The 15484-nt window shown below is 74.0% G+C and carries 14 protein-coding genes; 3 read left to right on the plus strand and 11 right to left on the minus strand.

Annotated elements, in window-relative coordinates; translation table 11 throughout:
- Window positions 1-32: 32 nt before the first annotated feature.
- The 7 genes from hypE to OG448_RS00980 are packed head-to-tail and all read right to left on the minus strand — an operon-like array spanning window position 33 to window position 8028.
- The gene (hypE, locus tag OG448_RS00950) at window positions 33-1106 is read right to left on the minus strand and encodes a hydrogenase expression/formation protein HypE (RefSeq protein WP_405550696.1); all 1074 of its coding nucleotides are present in this window, start codon (window positions 1104-1106) and stop codon (window positions 33-35) included.
- Entirely contained in the window at window positions 1099-2244 is a 1146-nt protein-coding gene (gene hypD / locus OG448_RS00955; RefSeq protein ID WP_405550698.1) for a hydrogenase formation protein HypD, read from the minus strand. Before hypD ends, hypE begins: the two co-directional genes overlap by 8 nt.
- Window positions 2241-2531, minus strand: a complete 291-nt coding sequence (locus tag OG448_RS00960; RefSeq protein ID WP_161190995.1) for a HypC/HybG/HupF family hydrogenase formation chaperone — start codon at window positions 2529-2531, stop codon at window positions 2241-2243. Before OG448_RS00960 ends, hypD begins: the two co-directional genes overlap by 4 nt.
- Before the next feature lie 46 nt (window positions 2532-2577).
- A complete protein-coding gene (hypF, locus tag OG448_RS00965) occupies window positions 2578-4929 on the minus strand; it encodes a carbamoyltransferase HypF (RefSeq protein WP_405550700.1) in 2352 nt (783 codons plus the stop codon).
- A complete protein-coding gene (gene hypB, locus OG448_RS00970) occupies window positions 4926-5675 on the minus strand; it encodes a hydrogenase nickel incorporation protein HypB (protein ID WP_405550701.1) in 750 nt (249 codons plus the stop codon). Before hypB ends, hypF begins: the two co-directional genes overlap by 4 nt.
- Window positions 5676-5734: 59 nt before the next feature.
- Entirely contained in the window at window positions 5735-6322 is a 588-nt protein-coding gene (locus OG448_RS00975) for a hydrogenase maturation protease (protein ID WP_405550704.1), read from the minus strand.
- Window positions 6319-8028 (minus strand): enoyl-CoA hydratase-related protein, encoded by a 1710-nt coding sequence (locus OG448_RS00980; RefSeq protein WP_405550706.1) that lies wholly within the window; start codon window positions 8026-8028, stop codon window positions 6319-6321. Before OG448_RS00980 ends, OG448_RS00975 begins: the two co-directional genes overlap by 4 nt.
- Window positions 8029-8340: 312 nt before the next feature.
- Here OG448_RS00980 and OG448_RS00985 point away from each other — a divergent pair, with 312 nt between their 5' ends.
- On the plus strand, window positions 8341-9519 hold the full coding sequence (locus OG448_RS00985) for an AI-2E family transporter (protein WP_405550709.1): 1179 nt from the start codon (window positions 8341-8343) through the stop codon (window positions 9517-9519).
- Here the strand turns inward: OG448_RS00985 and OG448_RS00990 are convergent.
- Window positions 9516-10109, minus strand: a complete 594-nt coding sequence (locus OG448_RS00990; protein WP_405550712.1) for a hypothetical protein — start codon at window positions 10107-10109, stop codon at window positions 9516-9518. The two genes, OG448_RS00985 and OG448_RS00990, sit on opposite strands and share 4 nt — an antisense overlap.
- A 166-nt stretch (window positions 10110-10275) precedes the next feature.
- On the opposite strand from OG448_RS00990, the gene OG448_RS00995 reads away from it, so the two are divergent.
- Window positions 10276-10626, plus strand: a complete 351-nt coding sequence (locus OG448_RS00995) for a hypothetical protein (protein WP_405550714.1) — start codon at window positions 10276-10278, stop codon at window positions 10624-10626.
- Between the two features lie 55 nt (window positions 10627-10681).
- Here OG448_RS00995 and OG448_RS01000 read toward each other — a convergent pair whose 3' ends face one another.
- The 3 genes from OG448_RS01000 to OG448_RS01010 form a co-directional block, all read right to left on the minus strand.
- Window positions 10682-11533: a lysozyme gene (locus tag OG448_RS01000; protein WP_405550716.1), complete on the minus strand. Its 852-nt coding sequence runs from the start codon at window positions 11531-11533 to the stop codon at window positions 10682-10684.
- A gap of 127 nt (window positions 11534-11660) precedes the next feature.
- The gene (locus OG448_RS01005; protein WP_405550717.1) at window positions 11661-13514 is read right to left on the minus strand and encodes a M1 family aminopeptidase; all 1854 of its coding nucleotides are present in this window, start codon (window positions 13512-13514) and stop codon (window positions 11661-11663) included.
- A 216-nt stretch (window positions 13515-13730) separates the two neighbouring features.
- Complete coding sequence (locus OG448_RS01010) at window positions 13731-14387, minus strand: maltokinase N-terminal cap-like domain-containing protein (protein WP_405550719.1); 657 nt, start codon at window positions 14385-14387, stop codon at window positions 13731-13733.
- A gap of 188 nt (window positions 14388-14575) precedes the next feature.
- Here OG448_RS01010 and OG448_RS01015 point away from each other — a divergent pair, with 188 nt between their 5' ends.
- A complete protein-coding gene (locus tag OG448_RS01015; RefSeq protein WP_405550720.1) occupies window positions 14576-15475 on the plus strand; it encodes an SGNH/GDSL hydrolase family protein in 900 nt (299 codons plus the stop codon).
- Window positions 15476-15484: the final 9 nt, after the last annotated feature.

Here is a 15484-nt window from a genome sequence, read left to right on the forward strand (position 1 = left end):
CTTGGGCGGGGCCGGTTCGTGTGCGGTCCCGCTCAGCAGATGCGGGGAAGCTGCTCCCCGAGCGGCAGGTCGAGGACGCGGGTGCCGCCGAGCCCGGTGGCCACGGTGACCATGCCGGGGTGCTCGGCCACGCACTCCCCGATCAGCGCGGCCCCCGCGCCCTGCGGGTGGGCGCGCATCGCGGCGAGCACGGCGTCGGCGTGCTCGGGGGGTACGAAGGCGACGAGCCGGCCCTCGTTGGCGACGTAGAGCGGGTCCAGGCCGAGGAAGCCGCAGGCGTTGGCGACCTCGTCCGGCACCGGCACGGCCCGTTCGGTGATCCGGACACCGGTGCCGGAGGCGCGGGCGATCTCGTTCAGGGAGGCGCCGAGTCCGCCCCGGGTGGGGTCGCGCAGGACGTGCACGTCCTTGGTGACGGCGAGCATGGCCGCGACCAGACCGGCAAGCGGCGCGGTGTCGGACGCGATCTCCACGCCGAACTCCAGCCCCTCCCGCACACTCATCACCGCGACACCGTGCAGCCCGATCGGCCCGCTGACGAGGACGGCGTCACCGGGCCGGGCGCGCTGGGGGCGGATGTCGACGCCGTCGGGGACGAGGCCGACGCCCGCGGTGGTGACGTAGACGCCGTCACCGTGGCCGGACTCGACCACCTTGGTGTCGCCGGTGGCGACGGTGACGTCCGCGGCGCGGGCGGCGGCGCCGAGCGCGCGGGCGATGCGGTCGACGACGGCGATCTCGACGCCCTCCTCCAGCACGAACGCCGTGGACAGGTAGGCGGGCTTCGCGCCGCTCATCGCCAGGTCGTTGACCGTGCCGTTGACGGCGAGGTCGCCCAGGCAGCCGCCGGGGAAGAACAGCGGGCGCACCACGTAGGAGTCGGTGGAGAACGCCAGCCGGGCGCCGCCGAGTTCGAGCACGGCGGAGTCGGCGAGCCCGGCGAGGGTGGGGTTGCCGTAGGCGGGGGCGAAGACCTGGTCGATCAGCTCCGCGGACAGGGCGCCGCCTCCGCCGTGGCCCATGACGACCACACCCTGGTCGCGCAGGGGGGCGGGGCAGGTCCAGTTGGCGGGGTCGACAGCGGGGGCCTCGGTGAGGTCAGCCAACGGGGTTCATCTCCTTACGCGGGGTGTGCGATCCGCGCGCCGTGGGGTCGCCTTCCATGCGGCGGTACAGGTAGTAGGCGGCGCAGGCGCCCTCGCTGGAGACCATGGTGGCGCCGAGCGGGGTGCGCGGGGTGCAGGCGGTGCCGAACGCCTCGCACTCGGTGGGCTTGATCAGCCCCTGGAGCACCTCACCGGCCCGGCAGACGGCCGGTTCCTCGGTGCGGATGCCGGTGACGTCGAAGCGGTGCTCGGCGTCGTAGGCGCGGTACGCCTCGGCGAGGCGCCAGCCGCTGGCCGGGATGGGGCCGATCCCCCGCCAGTTGCGGTCGGTGACCTCGAAGACGTCCTCGATCATGCGCAGGGCGGCCGGGTTGCCCTGCTCGCGCACGGCACGGGGGTAGGCGTTCTCCACCCGGTGCTCGCCGCGCTCCAGTTGGTGCACGGCACGGCGGATGCCCTCCAGGATGTCCAGCGGCTCGAACCCGGTGACCACCATCGGCACCCGGAACCGCTCGGCCAGCTCGGGGTACTCGGCGGTGCCCATCACGCTGCACACGTGCCCGGCGGCGAGGAAGCCCTGTACCCGGCACTCGGGGGCGGTCATGATGGCCTCGACCGCCGGGGGCACCCGGACGTGGGAGACCAGCAGGCTGAAGTTGTCCAGGCCGAGCCTGCGGGCCTGGTGGACGGCCATGGCGTTGGCGGGTGCGGTGGTCTCGAAGCCGATGGCGAAGAACACCACCTGCTTCTCGGGGTGCCTGCGCGCCAGTTCGAGCGCGTCGAGCGGGGAGTACACCACACGCACGTCGCCGCCCTCGCCCTTGACCCGGAACAGGTCACGGTCGGTGCCGGGCACCCGGAGCATGTCGCCGAAGGAGCAGAAGATCACGTCGGGACGGGCGGCCACGGCGAGGGCCTTGTCGATGACGTCGAGCGGGGTGACGCACACCGGACAGCCGGGGCCGTGGATCAACTCGACCTCATCGGGGAGGAGTTGGTCGATGCCGTGGCGGATGATCGAGTGGGTCTGGCCGCCGCACACCTCCATCAGGGCCCAGGGCCGGGTGACGGTGGCCCGGATCTCGTCCAGCAGCCGGCGCGCCAGCGCGGGGTCGTTGAACTCGTCGATGTACTTCACCGGTTCTCACTCCCGCTTCCCTGCCGCTCGGCCTGCTCCCAGGCGTCGCCGAACTCCTCCTCCAGCAGCCCGAGTTGCTCGAACAGCTCCAGCGAGGCGCGGGCCGACTCCTCGTCGAGCTTCTGGAGGGCGAAGCCGACGTGCACGATGACGTACTCCCCCACCCGCACATCGGGCAGATACTCCAGACACGCCTGTTTCTGCACTCCGCCGAAGTCGACGAGCCCGGTGAGCGGGTCGGCGCCTTCGTCGATGGCGACGACCTTGCCGGGCACTGCAAGACACATGGGTCACTCCGTCTCGTCTGGGTGTGCTGATGGCCGGGTCGGCGGATCAGCGGGCTCGTCCGGGCCGGGGCACGTGGGCCGCGACCATGAGCTGGCCGAGCGCGAGGCCGCCGTCGTTGGGCGGCACCCGGCCGTGCCGCAGAACGGTGAAACCGTCGGCGGTGAGCCGGGCGGTGCTGTCCTCCTCCAGTAGGGCGTTGGCGAAGACCCCGCCGGTCAGGGCCACGGTGGTCAGACCGGTGGCCTCACGGGCCCGTCGGCACAACTCGGCGACGGCTCCGGCGACGCCCCGGTGGAAGCGGGCGGCGAGGACGGGCGCGGGCACGCCCCGGCGCAGGTCGGCGAGGAGGGCGCGCAGCACCGGGGCGGGGTCGGCCTGCGGGCCGGGAGCGAAGCCGAAGGCGTACTCCCCGCTGTCCGCGTCCCGTGCTTCGAGCGCGAGGGCTTCCAGGGCGAGCGCGGCCTCGGCCTCGTGGCCCGCGCGGTGGCAGGCGCCCGTGAGGGAGGCCACGGCGTCGAAGAGACGGCCCGTGCTGCTGGTCGGCAAGCAGGCGATCCGATGGGTCAACTGGCCCTTCAGCACGGCGCGTTCGGTATCGGTGCAGGCGGCCACGCTGGGCAGGTCGGAGGCCCAGTCGATGCCGGCCGCCCAGAGCCGGGCCAGCGCCTGCCGGCAGGGGTTGGCGACGCCCGCGTCCCCGCCGGGCAGCGGGGCGGGGACGAGGTGGGCGAAGCGGCGGTACGCGGTGTAGTCGGCGAGCAGGATCTCGCCGCCCCAGACGGTGCCGTCGTCGCCGTACCCGGTGCCGTCGAAGGCGACGCCGATGACGGGGGTGGTGCCGTCGAGGCCGTGTTCGGCCATGGCGGCGGCGATGTGGGCGTGGTGGTGCTGGACCAGCGCCGGTGCGGGCAGGCCGGCCTCGGCGGCGCGGCGGTGGGCGTGGGCCGTCGACTGGTAGCCGGGGTGCCGGTCGGCCGCGATGAGGCGCGGGGTGACGCCGGTGAGGGTGGCGAGGTGGGCCTCGGCGCGGCGGGCGGCGTCCAGGGTGGCGAGGTCGCCCATGTCCCCGATGTGCGGGCCGAACCACGCCTGGTCGTCCTCGCCGAGGCAGAGCGCGTTCTTCAGGTCCCCGCCGACCGCGAGAGCGGGCCTCACCGGCACCGGGAGGGTCACCGGCCGGGGGACGTATCCCCGTGAGCGGCGCAGGAGTTGAGAGGTCCCGTCGGGGCGGACGCGGAGCAGGGAGTCGTCGCAGGGGGCGGCGACGGTGCGGTCGTGGGTGAGCCAGGCGTCGGCCAGTCCGGCGAGCCGGATCAGTGCCTGGGCGTCGTCGGTGACGATGGGCTCGCCGGAGCGGTTGCCGCTGGTCATCACGAGCACGCGGGGTCCGGGCGGGTCACCGGGCAGGCCGAACAGCAGGGTGTGCACGGGGGTGTAGGGCAGCAGGACGCCGAGGTGGGGGCTGCCGGGCGCGATCCCGTCGGCGAGGCGGGGGCCATCGGGCGTGGCACGGGCGCGCAGCAGGACGATGGGGCGTTCCGGGCCGGTGAGGGCGGCGCGTTCGGCGTCCGTGAGGCGGGCGACGCGTTCGGCGGTGGCGAGGTCGGCGCACATCACGGCGAACGCCTTGCCGCCGCGTTCCTTCCGGGCGCGCAGGGTGGCGACGGCACGCGGATTCGTGGCGTCGCAGGCCAGGTGGTAGCCGCCGAGACCCTTGACGGCGACGATCCGGCCCTCGGCGAGCAGGGCCCGCGCCTGGCCGAGGGCGTCGGCGTCGCGGGCCGGGCGTGCTGCGGTGCCTTCGGCGGGGACGATGCTCAGGCCGGGTCCGCAGTCGGGGCAGGCGACGGGCTGGGCGTGGAAGCGCCGGTCGAGCGGGTCGCGGTACTCGTGGGCGCAGGCGGGGCACATCGGGAAGCGGGCCATGGTGGTGGCCGCGCGGTCGTACGGCATCGCGGTGGCGATGGTGAAGCGGGGGCCGCAGTGGGTGCAGGTGACGAAGGGGTGCCGGTGGCGGCGGTCGGCGGGGTCCGCGAGTTCGCGCAGGCAGTCGGCGCAGGTGGCGGTGTCGGGCGGCAACTGGGTGCGGCCCGTGGTGTGTTCGGTGGCCTGGATGGTGAACGTCTCGCTCGTGCCGGTGGCGGGGAGATCCTCGTGGCCGATGCCGGTGACCGAGGCGAGCGGGGGCGGGTGTTCGGCGAGCAGCTCGCAGAACCGCTCCACGTCGGGCAGCGGGCCCTCGACCTCGATGAGGACGCCGTCGGCGGTGTTGCCGACGAACCCGGCGAGGGCGTACTCGGCGGCGAGCCGGTGCACATGGGGCCGGAAGCCGACCCCCTGCACCGTGCCCCGCACGGTGAGACGGCGGCGCACCCGGCCCGTCGCGGGGGCCGTCATGCGAGGGGGGCTGCGGCCGGGTCGTGGCGGTGGCCGCCGTGGCCGTGGTCGTGGCCGTGCGGTCCGGGAGCCAGCGGCGGCCGGTGGGCGGGTGGGGCGTGGCGGACGGCGAGGGCGCGCTCCAGCAGGGCGTCGACGCCGTCGCCGCTGCGCGCGCAGGTCCGTACCGTCTCCACGCCGGGGTTGACCCGCTGGACGTTGGCGCGGAAGGCGGCCTCGTCGAAGCCGGCGGGGGCGGCGAGGTCGGTCTTGGTGATGGCGACCAGGTGGGCGGAGCCGAAGGCGGTGGGGTACTTCAGCGGCTTGTCCTCGCCCTCGGTGACGGCCATCAGGGCGATCCGCAGGGTCTCGCCGAGGTCGTAGGAGGCCGGGCAGACGAGGTTGCCGACGTTCTCCACGAACAGCACCTCGGTGTCGGCGGGGAGCCAGCCGTCGAGGCGGTCGCGGACCTGGCCGGCCTCCAGGTGGCACAGCCCGTCGGTGAGGAGCTGCTGGACGGGGGCGCCGGAGCGGGCGAGGCGCTGGGCGTCGTTCTCGGTGGCCAGGTCGGCGGTGAGCGCGGCCACGGGGACACCGCGCTGGACGGCGCGGGCCAGGACCCGGCCGAGGAGTTCGGTCTTGCCGCTGCCGGGGCTGGACAGCAGGTTGACCACCGTGACACCCCGTTCGGTGAGGTCCTCACGCAGGCGGGCGGCGAGATCGTCGTTCTTGGCCAGGACGGCCTGCTTGACGTCGGACCGGCACATGGGCACAGCTCCTCGGGAGGATCGGGGGCCTGGGCCGTGCCGGGCACGGCCCAGGGGTCTCACCGATCTTCGGCTCCATCCGCCCCGAGGCCGGGCAGCGCAGCCGCGTGCGGGGGCCCGGATTCCATCGGGCGGCCCAACGGGGGCGCGGGCGCGGCCGGATCGACCAGCAGGACGGGGATCAGGGTGTGCAGCGCGTCGACGGCCCGTCCGACGGCCTCGCGCACCGGTTCGCTGAGGCCGGGGGCGATGTCCTCGTCCGGGCTGGGCAGCACGGCGGGCTCGCAGGCGAGGACGAGGACGCGGGGCAGGGGTTCGTCGCCGAGGTGGGTGGCGAGGGCGAGCACCTTCTCCGGGTCCATGCCGTGCGCCTCGGGCACGACGGTGCCGTCCGGGGGTTCGGCCTCGACCAGGGAGAGGGTGCCGGGGCGCTGTCCCCGGGGCGCGGCGTCGACGAGTACGGCGGTGGTGCAGCCGCCGAGCAGGGCGTAGGCGAGGTCCATGCCCCGGATGCCGAAGTCCCGTACGTGGGCGCCGGGCGGCAGGGGGCGTCGGCCGAGGGCGCGGATCACCTCGGGGCCGAAGGCGTCGTCGCCGAGGAAGATGTTGCCGACGCCTGCCACCAGCAGGGGTTCAGGGGCGGTCATCGGCCGTCTCCGGGATGCAGGGGCCGGGTGGTGGTGGCGGGGACCTTGCGGACGAAGGCCGAGCGCAGCGCGTGGTAGGGGGCGGTGGGGTCGGAGAAGATGGCGTGCATCCGGGCGAGTTCGTCGCGCCGGTGGTCGGCGAGGGGGCGTACGGCCTCGTCGGCGTGGCGGGTGGCGGCCTTGGCGGCGATCCGGTCGGCCAGGCCGGGGGCGGCGGCGAGTTCGGCCGCCAGGGCCTCGACGGTGCCCGCGAACTCGCCGGGCGCGGCGGGGACGAGACGGTCCACCAGGCCGAGCCGGACCCCTCGGGCGGCGCTCACCGGCAGGGCCTCGGTGGTGAGGCGGCGCGCGGTCTCGGGGCCGGTGCGGCGGGGCAGGGTGTACGTCCAGAACTCGGAGCCGTACAGGCCCATGCGCCGGTAGTGCGGGTTGAGGACGGCGCCGGTGCGGCACCACACCTCGTCGGCGGCGAGGGCGAGCATGGCGCCTCCGGCGGCCGCGTTGCCCGCGAGCGCGGCGATCACCAGCCGGTCCGTGGTGCGCAGTACGGCCTCCACCACGTCGTCCATGGCGTTGAGGTTGCGCCAGGACTCCTCGCCCGGGTCGGGGGCGCCCTCGATGACGTTGAGGTGGATGCCGTTGGAGAAGAAGTCGCGGGCGCCGCCGAGGACGAGGACGGAGGTGGGGCGGGCGAGGGCGTACTGGTAGGCGGCCAGGAGTCTGCGGCACTGGTCGGTGCTCATCGCGCCGCCGGGGAAGGAGAAGCTCACGAAGCCGGTGGCGCCCTGCTCGCGGTAGCGGACGTCGGCGAAGGTGCGCCGGCCGGCCGGCAGGTCGAGCGGTGCCGGGATCTCGGGCAGCGCGGGGGTGTGCGGGGCGGTCCAGGAGGCGAGGACGGTGGCGGCGGGGCGGCGGAAGGGCGCCGGATCGCCGGAGTTCTTGCGGGGGCGCAGCTCGGGAATCCACACGGCGCCGTCGCGGGTGGCGCGGCAGACGGCCCCGGCGCGGGTGGCGAGGAGGTCGCCGGGGCGGCCGCGGAGCTGGTCCTCCAGGTGGCCGCCGTGCAGGAAGACCTCGCGGCCGTGGAGTTCGTCGAGCACGCCCGGCTGGGAGTCGGCCCCGCGCAGCTTGCGCAGGACGGTACGGGTGTCGTCCCGCTCCCAGTCGATGCGGCGCCGGTCCTGGCGGAAGTAGTCACGCCAGACGACCTCGGGCCAGTCGCCGGTCTGCGGGCGGGGTTTGTGGTCGCCGTCGGCGTACCGGTGCACGGCCCGGTGCAGGGCGGTCATGGCGGCGTCGGCGGCCTCGTTGCGGTACAGGTCGCTCTTTCCGGCGTCCGGTACGGCGAAGGGCTCGTCGGCCCAGACGGCGCCCGCGTCCAGGCCGGCCTCGGCCTGGAGGACGGTGACGCCCCACTGGCCGGCCTCCCCGTCGACGGCCCAGTCCAGCGAGGAGGGCCCCCGGTCCCCCGGCGGGCCGGGGTGCACGATCAGGCAGGTGTGCTCCCGCCACACGTCGTCGGGGAGCGCGGTCTTCAGCATGGGCGCGACGATCAGCTCGGGACGTGTCTCGCTTACGGCGGCACGGACGGGGTCGGGACCGTGCGTGGCGAGTACGACGTCCACCCGGTGCCCGGCGTCCGAGAGTTCGGCGTAGGCGCGCTGGGTGAGGCTGTTGAACGCGCTGGCGACCAGCAAAATGTCCATGAGACCGTATATTCGTCCATGTTCCGGACGTCATGTAGGACCATCGGAACGTTTCCTCACCCCCTTGCGGCCACTTCCGCCCTTTCCGGGGCATTCCGGGCCTTTCCAGGCGAGCACATGTTCGACTGTCGGTCGGGGGTTCGGATGCGAGGGTGGGCCGGCCGGACGAGTCCCGCTCGGCCTGCATGGCAACTGACTGCCGACCGAGGAGTAGCCCACGCGGCCCAGCGGGCGGCACCCGGGGTCCGTTTTGCCCGTAGCGTCGGAGGTGACCGACGGTCAGCTCGGCGGGTGCGGAGGCGAGGCGGGCACGTGGTGGCTGGTGACGGGCGACGGACGGGGCGCGAGCGTTCCGGGCCGGCCGCGCGGGGCGCGGTGCCGGGCAGCCGCCCGGCGTACACCGTGCGGCTGCCCTCGGTGACCCGGTCCATCCCGCGTACCTCGGTGGCCGAGCGGACCGTGGGCTGGCTGCGGATCGGCGCGGCCTACGCGTGGCGGCTCATCCTGGTCGGAATCGTCGTCTGGGGCATCTTCAGCGTGCTGGGCCGGTTCCAGCTCATCGCCGTCTCGCTGTTCCTCGCGCTGGTCGTCACCTCGGTGCTGCGGCCGCTCGCCGATGTGCTGGACCGGTTCATGCCCCGGCCGCTGAGCGTGGCCGTCGCCCTGATCGGCAGCATCCTGCTGGTCCTGGGGCTGCTGGCGCTGGTGGGCAACGCGGTGGCGGGCGAGTCGACGCGGCTGAGCGGGGAGTTCCGGGGCGGGGTGCACCGGATCGAGGAGTGGCTGCGCCAGCCGCCGTTCCGGCTGAGCGCGGGACGGCTGGCCGCGCTCCAGCAGGAGGTGACGGACTATCTCTCCCGGCACCGGGCCAGTCTGTTCAGCAGCGCGGTGTCCGGCCTCGGCCGGGTGGTGCAGGTGATCACGGGCGGTGCGCTGGCGCTGTTCGCCTCGGTGTTCTTCATCCACTCCGGCGAGAAGCTGTGGAGCTGGGTGAGCATCCGGCTGCTGCCGCGCGGGGCCCGGCCGGTGTGGGAGCGGGCGGGTCGGGCGGCCTGGCGGACCTTCGCGGGGTACACGCGGGGCATCATCATCATCGCCGCGACCAACGCGGTCCTGGTCGGCATCGTGCTGTTCATCCTGCGGGTGCCGCTGGCACTGCCGCTGACCCTGCTGGAGTTCTTCGCCGCGTTCGTCCCCCTGGTGGGCTCGCCGGTGGCGCTCGGGGTGGCGACGGTCGTGGCTCTGGCCGGGCGCGGCCCGCTGACGGCCGCCGCGGTGCTGGTGCTCATCGTGGTCATCGGCCAGTTGGAGGGGCACGTACTGCATCCGCTGGTGATGAGCTGGGCCGTGCGGCTGCATCCCCTGGTCGTCGCGGTGTCCGTGATCGCGGGCAGCATCGTGGCCGGGGTGATCGGCGCGGTGGTGGCCGTGCCGTTCGTCTCGGTGGTGTGGGCGGTACTGGGCGCGCTACGGGCGCCTCCCCCGACCTAGGGTCCGCCCAGCGCGACGCTGGCCTCCACGGCGTGGACCTCGGCGAGGACGTGTGTGTCGTCGGCGTCCGAGGCGAGGGCGAGCAGGAAGGCCGGGTGGTCGCCGGCGACGACGGTCAGTTCCACGCGGGCGGTGCCGCCGTCGTGGGGGACGTCCAAGGCGACGGTGTGGGCGGGGTGGCCGCCCAGTTCGGTGCGGCGGGACTCGGTGAGGGTGGGGGCCGCGTCGGGGAAGAAGAACGCGGCGTTGGAGCGGGCGGCGCCCTCGGCGGTCCGGCGCAGTTCGGCGCTCGGTACGGGCCGTCCGGCGGCGCCGGTCAGCACGGTGGCGTCCTCGGCCGGGGTGGCCTCGGAGGCACGGCTGATCCGGGAGGAGAAGGCGCCGATCAACTCCCGGTCCGCCGCCGGGTCGTGGCGCCAGCCCTCGGGCACGGCGTAGGAGACGCCCGCGCGGGTGTCGGTCACGCGCTGCTGGTCGCCGTCCCTGCCCGACCAGGAGAGGGCGGCACCCCCGCACGCGACGGTCACGCCGAGCGCGGCCAGCCCCGCCCACAGCCGCGGTGCCGGAGTCTTCGGTGATGGCGTCGTCATGCTCTCAGCCTGCCCGACCGGGCGGAAGTACGCCTGAGTGCGGGTACTCAGAGGCCTCCGTCCTGAGTAGCGCCCCTGTCCGGGCTGAGTACGCGCGCTCAAGTGCCCGGCGCCGGGCGGCCCGTAACGTCGGCGGTGCCGGAGCGGCCGAACCGAGGGGTGGGGTATGAGCGGGTACGGAGCGGTGGGGACGCAGCGGGGACCGTGGCCGGTCGCCTATGTGGTGGTCGTCGGCGTGCTGGCCACGGGTGGGGCGTTGCTGAACCTTGTCCTCTGCTACGTCGCCGTCTTCGCCACCGACGACTGCGGCGTCACCCGCCCCGACCCGCTGCGCTGCACCGGCGGCGGCCTGCTGCTGATGTGGGGGCTGCCCTGGCTGGGCCTGGTGTGGGCGGCGGGCGCGGCGCTCGCGGTCGCGGCCCGGCGGCGCGGTCTCAGGCCGTGGTGCGGGCTGCCACTGGGGGCGCTGGTGTACGCGGGCGGGCTGGCGTCGGCCTGGCAGGTGGTCGTCGCGTGACGGTGCGCGGGCCGGCCCGTGGGCCGGGTCCCGCGCACGGTGGGCTGCCGGTGCGTCAGCCGTTGGCGAGGGCCCGCAGCCTGGTGAGGGAGCCGTTGAACTTGTCGTGGTCGCCCACGGTCTTGCCGGAGGAGGTGTACTGCCACATGGTGTGCGTGGACCAGCCGGCCGGCAGGGTGCCGGGGGTGGAGGCGTAGCGGGCGATCCACAGCGGGTGGGAGGAGGCGAAGCCGGAGTAGTCGCCGGTGCAGTCCTTCCACCAGTTGGTGGCCGTGTAGATGACGGCGGCGCGGCCGGTGCGGGCCTTGTAGCGGTTCAGGAAGTCCTTGATCCAGCTCACCATCCCGCTCTTGGACTTGCCGTAGCAGGACGCCCCGTAGGGGTTCCACTCGATGTCCAGGACACCGGGCAGCGTCTTGCCGTCCTTGGACCAGCCGCCGCCGTGGTCGACGAAGTAGTCGGCCTGGGTCTTGCCGCTGGTGGTGTCGGGGGTGGCGAAATGGTACGAGCCCCGGATCATGCCCGCGCTGTAGGGACCCTCGTACTGCTGGCTGAAGTAGGGGTTCTTGTAGTACGTGCCCTCGGTCGCCTTGGTGTAGGCCCACTTGGTGCCCGCACCCCACAGGGTGGACCAGGCGACGTTGCCCTGGTGGCTGGAGACGTCCACGCCCTCGGTCTGGGTCACCCGGAGGGCGGCGGACCGCTCGCCGGCCCGGGGCGCGCCCCCGTCGTGGGCGCGCACGCCCACGCCCATGTAGGCGCTGCCGCGCGGGGCGGTCGGCCCGCCGGAGTGGGGCACGGCGGCGGGGGGCGACAGGAACAGGAGGAGGCCGGTCAGGACGCCGGTGAGACCAAGGCGTGAGCTGCGGCCGCTGGGGAGGAGTATGTCGCTTCGCACGTCATCCATCTGACCCGCCATCGGGCCGTCCCGCACGCCGGATACCGCCGGGCGAAGGCGTGCGGGGCCGGTCCTTGGGCCATGTGGGTGGCCCGGCCGGGAGGGTGTCCCCGGCCGGGCCGACGGCGGTCCGGGGTCAGCCGTCGATGCGGTGCTGGGTCCAGAAGGAGGTGAGGTCGGTGCCGGTGGCGGCCTGGGCGGCGGCCTTGAACTCGGCGGTGGTGGAGACGCCGTACCAGTGGGCGGCGGCGTAGTCCTTCAGCAGCTTGGCCATCGCGGTGTCACCGAGGACGCGGCGCAGGTCGTGCAGGGCGCACTTGCCGTAGCCGTAGACGACGGTGGAGTAGCGGGAGGAGTGGGCGTCCCAGTAGGCCATCGAGTTGGTGATCTTCTCGGCACTGGAGGCCCAGGAGACGCTGCTCCAGCAGCCCGAGCCGGTCTTGCCCTGGGCGAGGTCGGTGGCGTAGTCGGTGAAGGACTCGTCCAGCCAGGGGGTGTTGTACTCGTCGTCACCGACGATGCCGTACCACCACTGGTGGGCGATCTCGTGGGTGAGGGCGGTGGTGCTGACCAGGTCGAGGACGAAGCCGGGGTACTCCATGCCACCGAACCAGAAGTTGTTGTCGATGACCGCGTCCAGCTCCCCGTAGGGGTAGGCCCCGAAGCGGCCCGCGTGGGCGTCGACGGCGCTCTTGGCGGTGCTGAGCATCGACTGGGCGCTGGTGGAGCTGATGCCGGAGACGGAGTAGACGTTGACCGGGACCCCGCCGGGCGAGGTGCCGGAGATCTTGCTGAACGGCCCGGCGGCCCAGGCGAAGTCCCGCACCTTCGACGCGGTGGCGGTGGTGACCGTACGGCCGCTGCTGCCGGGGGTGTCGGTGGAGGTGCCGGTGGCGGGGACCAGCAGGGTGCTGGGGTGGTCGAGGGTGACCTTGAAGTCGGCGGCCAGCGAGTAGAAGGACTCGCCGTTGTTGGTGTACGGGTCCAGGTGCCAGCCGGCGCCGTCGCGGACCGCGAGGACGGGCAGCGCGTTGCCGATGAAGCTGAAGGCACCGTCGTGGCCGAACCGGTCGGCGCCGTCGGGCACGGTGATGCCGAGGTCGAAGCCGATGGTGGCGCTCTGGCCCTGGGCGAGCGGGGCCGGAAGCGTGATCTTCAGTGCGGTGCAGGCCACGGAGAGGTCGCCCGCCGTGCCGCCGGTGACGTTGCTGACCTTGATGGGCGGCGCCGAGCAGGTGCCGTGGTAGTTGTCCCACAGCCGGAGGTAGACCTCGCCGAGCGCGGTGGCGGAGGCGTTGGTGAAGGTGGCGCTCTGGTGCCCGTTCCACACGGTGCCCGTGCTGTCGCTGCTGAGGCTGACGGTGTAGGCGGGCGCGGCCGGGGTGCGCACCGAGTCGGCCGGGGGCGGGGTGGTGGTGCCCGAGGTGTCGAGCGCGATGTCGTCCAGGACGAAGCTGGTCTGCAGGCTGGAGTCCTCGGTGCCGGTGAAGGCGAGGTTCACGGTCTGGCCCGCGTAGGAGGAGACGTCGATCGTCTTGCGGACGTAGCCGCTCGCCCGGTCCAGGTTGGAGTACGTGGCGAGCGTGGTGGAGCCGACCTTGGCCGTGAGCTTGTCGTAGGCCGTGGACGACGTGGTCTCGGCGGTGTCGACGTGGAGGTAGAAGCTCAGCGTCGCGGTCGCGCAGTCGCCCGGCACGGTGACGCTCTGGGTGAGGGTGTCGGTGCGGGTGCGGCCGGTGCCGTCGAGCCAGGCGAACGAGGTGCCGCCGTGGGCGCTCTGGCCGGTGCGGCTGGTGATGAGCCCGGACGGGGACTCGGTCCAGGGCGAAGTGCCGTTCTCGAAACCGCCGTTGACGACCGTCTGCGTCGGGGTGCACGCGGCGGCGGCCGAGGTCTCGGGCTGGGCGGCGGTGGCGGGGAGGGAGAGGGCGATCAGGGCGGCTGCGGTGAACACGCCGGTGGCGAGCGCCCGGTGGGGGGTGGGTCTCACACGCTACTCCTTTGGCGGCGGCCGGGGTCCGGCCTGCTCGGTGGCCGGGTGCCGGACGGGGTACGCCGGGGCGGCCGTGGGGCGGGGCTGCGCGAGCACTGCGCCACGCCCGCGCGGGCGTGGCTGCCGAAAGAGTGACAGATTTGACCAGAGCATGCCAGACGGTCGCTCGGGGCCCCGGTGCCGCCGGGCGAGCGGCACCGGCACCGGGCCGGGTCAGGCGGTGCGCAGCTCCATGAAGACCCCGCGCATCCGGGTGCCGTCCGGGCCGGGCCAGCCGGTCGCCACGTGACCGACCGCGTCCTCGGGACGGCCGGGCATCTCGGCGCCGGGGGCCGGGCGCAGGACGCGGTGGACACGCAGCACGGTGTCGCGGGGCGCGGGCAGGGCGGTGCCCTCCGCGTCGTCGACGGGGGCCGGGGCGTGCGGGGCACGCGGGAGGGGGTCGCCGGTGTGGGAGCGGGTGACCTCGTGGTCCGGGGTGTCGGTGATGCTCTGCGCCATGGCCTGGGCGGTGCCGCCGATGAGGGCGAGCAGTTCGGTGGTCAGCACCGGGTCGTGGCAGCCGTCGTAGACCCAGCGCTTGCCCAGGACGCCGTGTTCCGTGGTGCCGATCAGGCCGTCCTCGGCCCCGGCGAGGGGTGCGTCGCGGTAGGTGAGCGGGACCAGGTACGCGGTGGACTCGGGGGTGGAGCGGTCGGTGACCACCATGAACTCGATGCCGACCTCGCCCGCAGGGTCGTCCAGCCGGAAGCCGCCCGTCCGCTCCAGCTCGGGCGTGCCGGAGCCGCGGTACCAGGGGCGGCCGGGGAGCCAGGAGGTGAGGAGTTCGACCTTGGTCGGAGTGAGGGTGGTCTTGTGGATGACGGCCATCGAGCGGTGCCCCTCGTGCGTACGGTGACGGAACCTCTGGAGTCTTCCACACCAAGGCTGGGACAACTGTGACCTGCGGTGCGGCAGTTGACGTGGTCCGGCTTCTGGTCCCGGGGGCCGCCCCGGAGGTATACAAGGCCGGTCGAGGGCGCGGGGAGCGCCGGGCCGGAACCGAGGGGGACGATCTCATGGCGCGTGGCGGAGAGACGGCGAGAAGGCGTCGGCGGGCCGGGCTGGGGGCGCTGCTCGGCGGCTGCGCCCTGGTCGCCGGTTCGGTGGTCCCGGCGGCGGCGCAGCCCCATGGCCACGGCACGGACTACGTGGCGCTCGGCGACTCGTACACCTCGGGGCCGCTGATACCGGACCAGGTGGACGCCAACTGCGCCCGCTCCAACCGGAATTACCCCTCCCTGGTGGCCGACGCGCGGCGGGTGGGCACCTTCGAGGACGTGAGCTGTTCCGGCGCGACGACCGCCGAGATGTGGCGGGCGCAGGGCAGCAACGGTCCCCAGTTGGACGCGCTGAACCGGGGCACCGACCTGGTCACGGTGCAGATCGGCGGCAACGACGTCGGATTCGGCTCGATCATCGCCACCTGCGCCCGGCTCGGCGCCACCGACCCGACGGGCAACCCGTGCGAGCGCTCGTACCGGGGCGCCGGGTACGACGAGTTGACGGCGGCCGCCGCCCGTACGGCGCCCAAGGTCGACCGGGTGCTGCGGGCCGTCCACGCGCGGGCGCCGCACGCCCGGGTGCTGCTGGTCGGCTATCCGGACCTGCTGCCCGACGACGGCTCCGGCTGCTTCCCGGCCGTGCCGTTCGCGCGCGGCGACTTCCCGTACCTGCGCGACACCGGGAAGCGGGTCAACCTGATGCTGCGCCTGGTCGCGGCCTGGAACCGGGTGGATTACGTCGACACCTACGGGCCCACGGTCGGGCACGACATGTGCAAGGCGCCCGGCGAGCGCTGGATCGAGCCGCTGCGCCCCGCCTCCCCCGCCGCGCCCGCCCATCCCAACGCGCAGGGCGAGGCGGCGATGGCACGAGTGGTGCTGGACGGGCTGGACCGGGGGCACGGCCGGCACTGACCGGCCGCG

It is taken from the genome of Streptomyces sp. NBC_01171 (assembly GCF_045039805.1).
Lineage (GTDB): Bacteria > Actinomycetota > Actinomycetes > Streptomycetales > Streptomycetaceae > Streptomyces.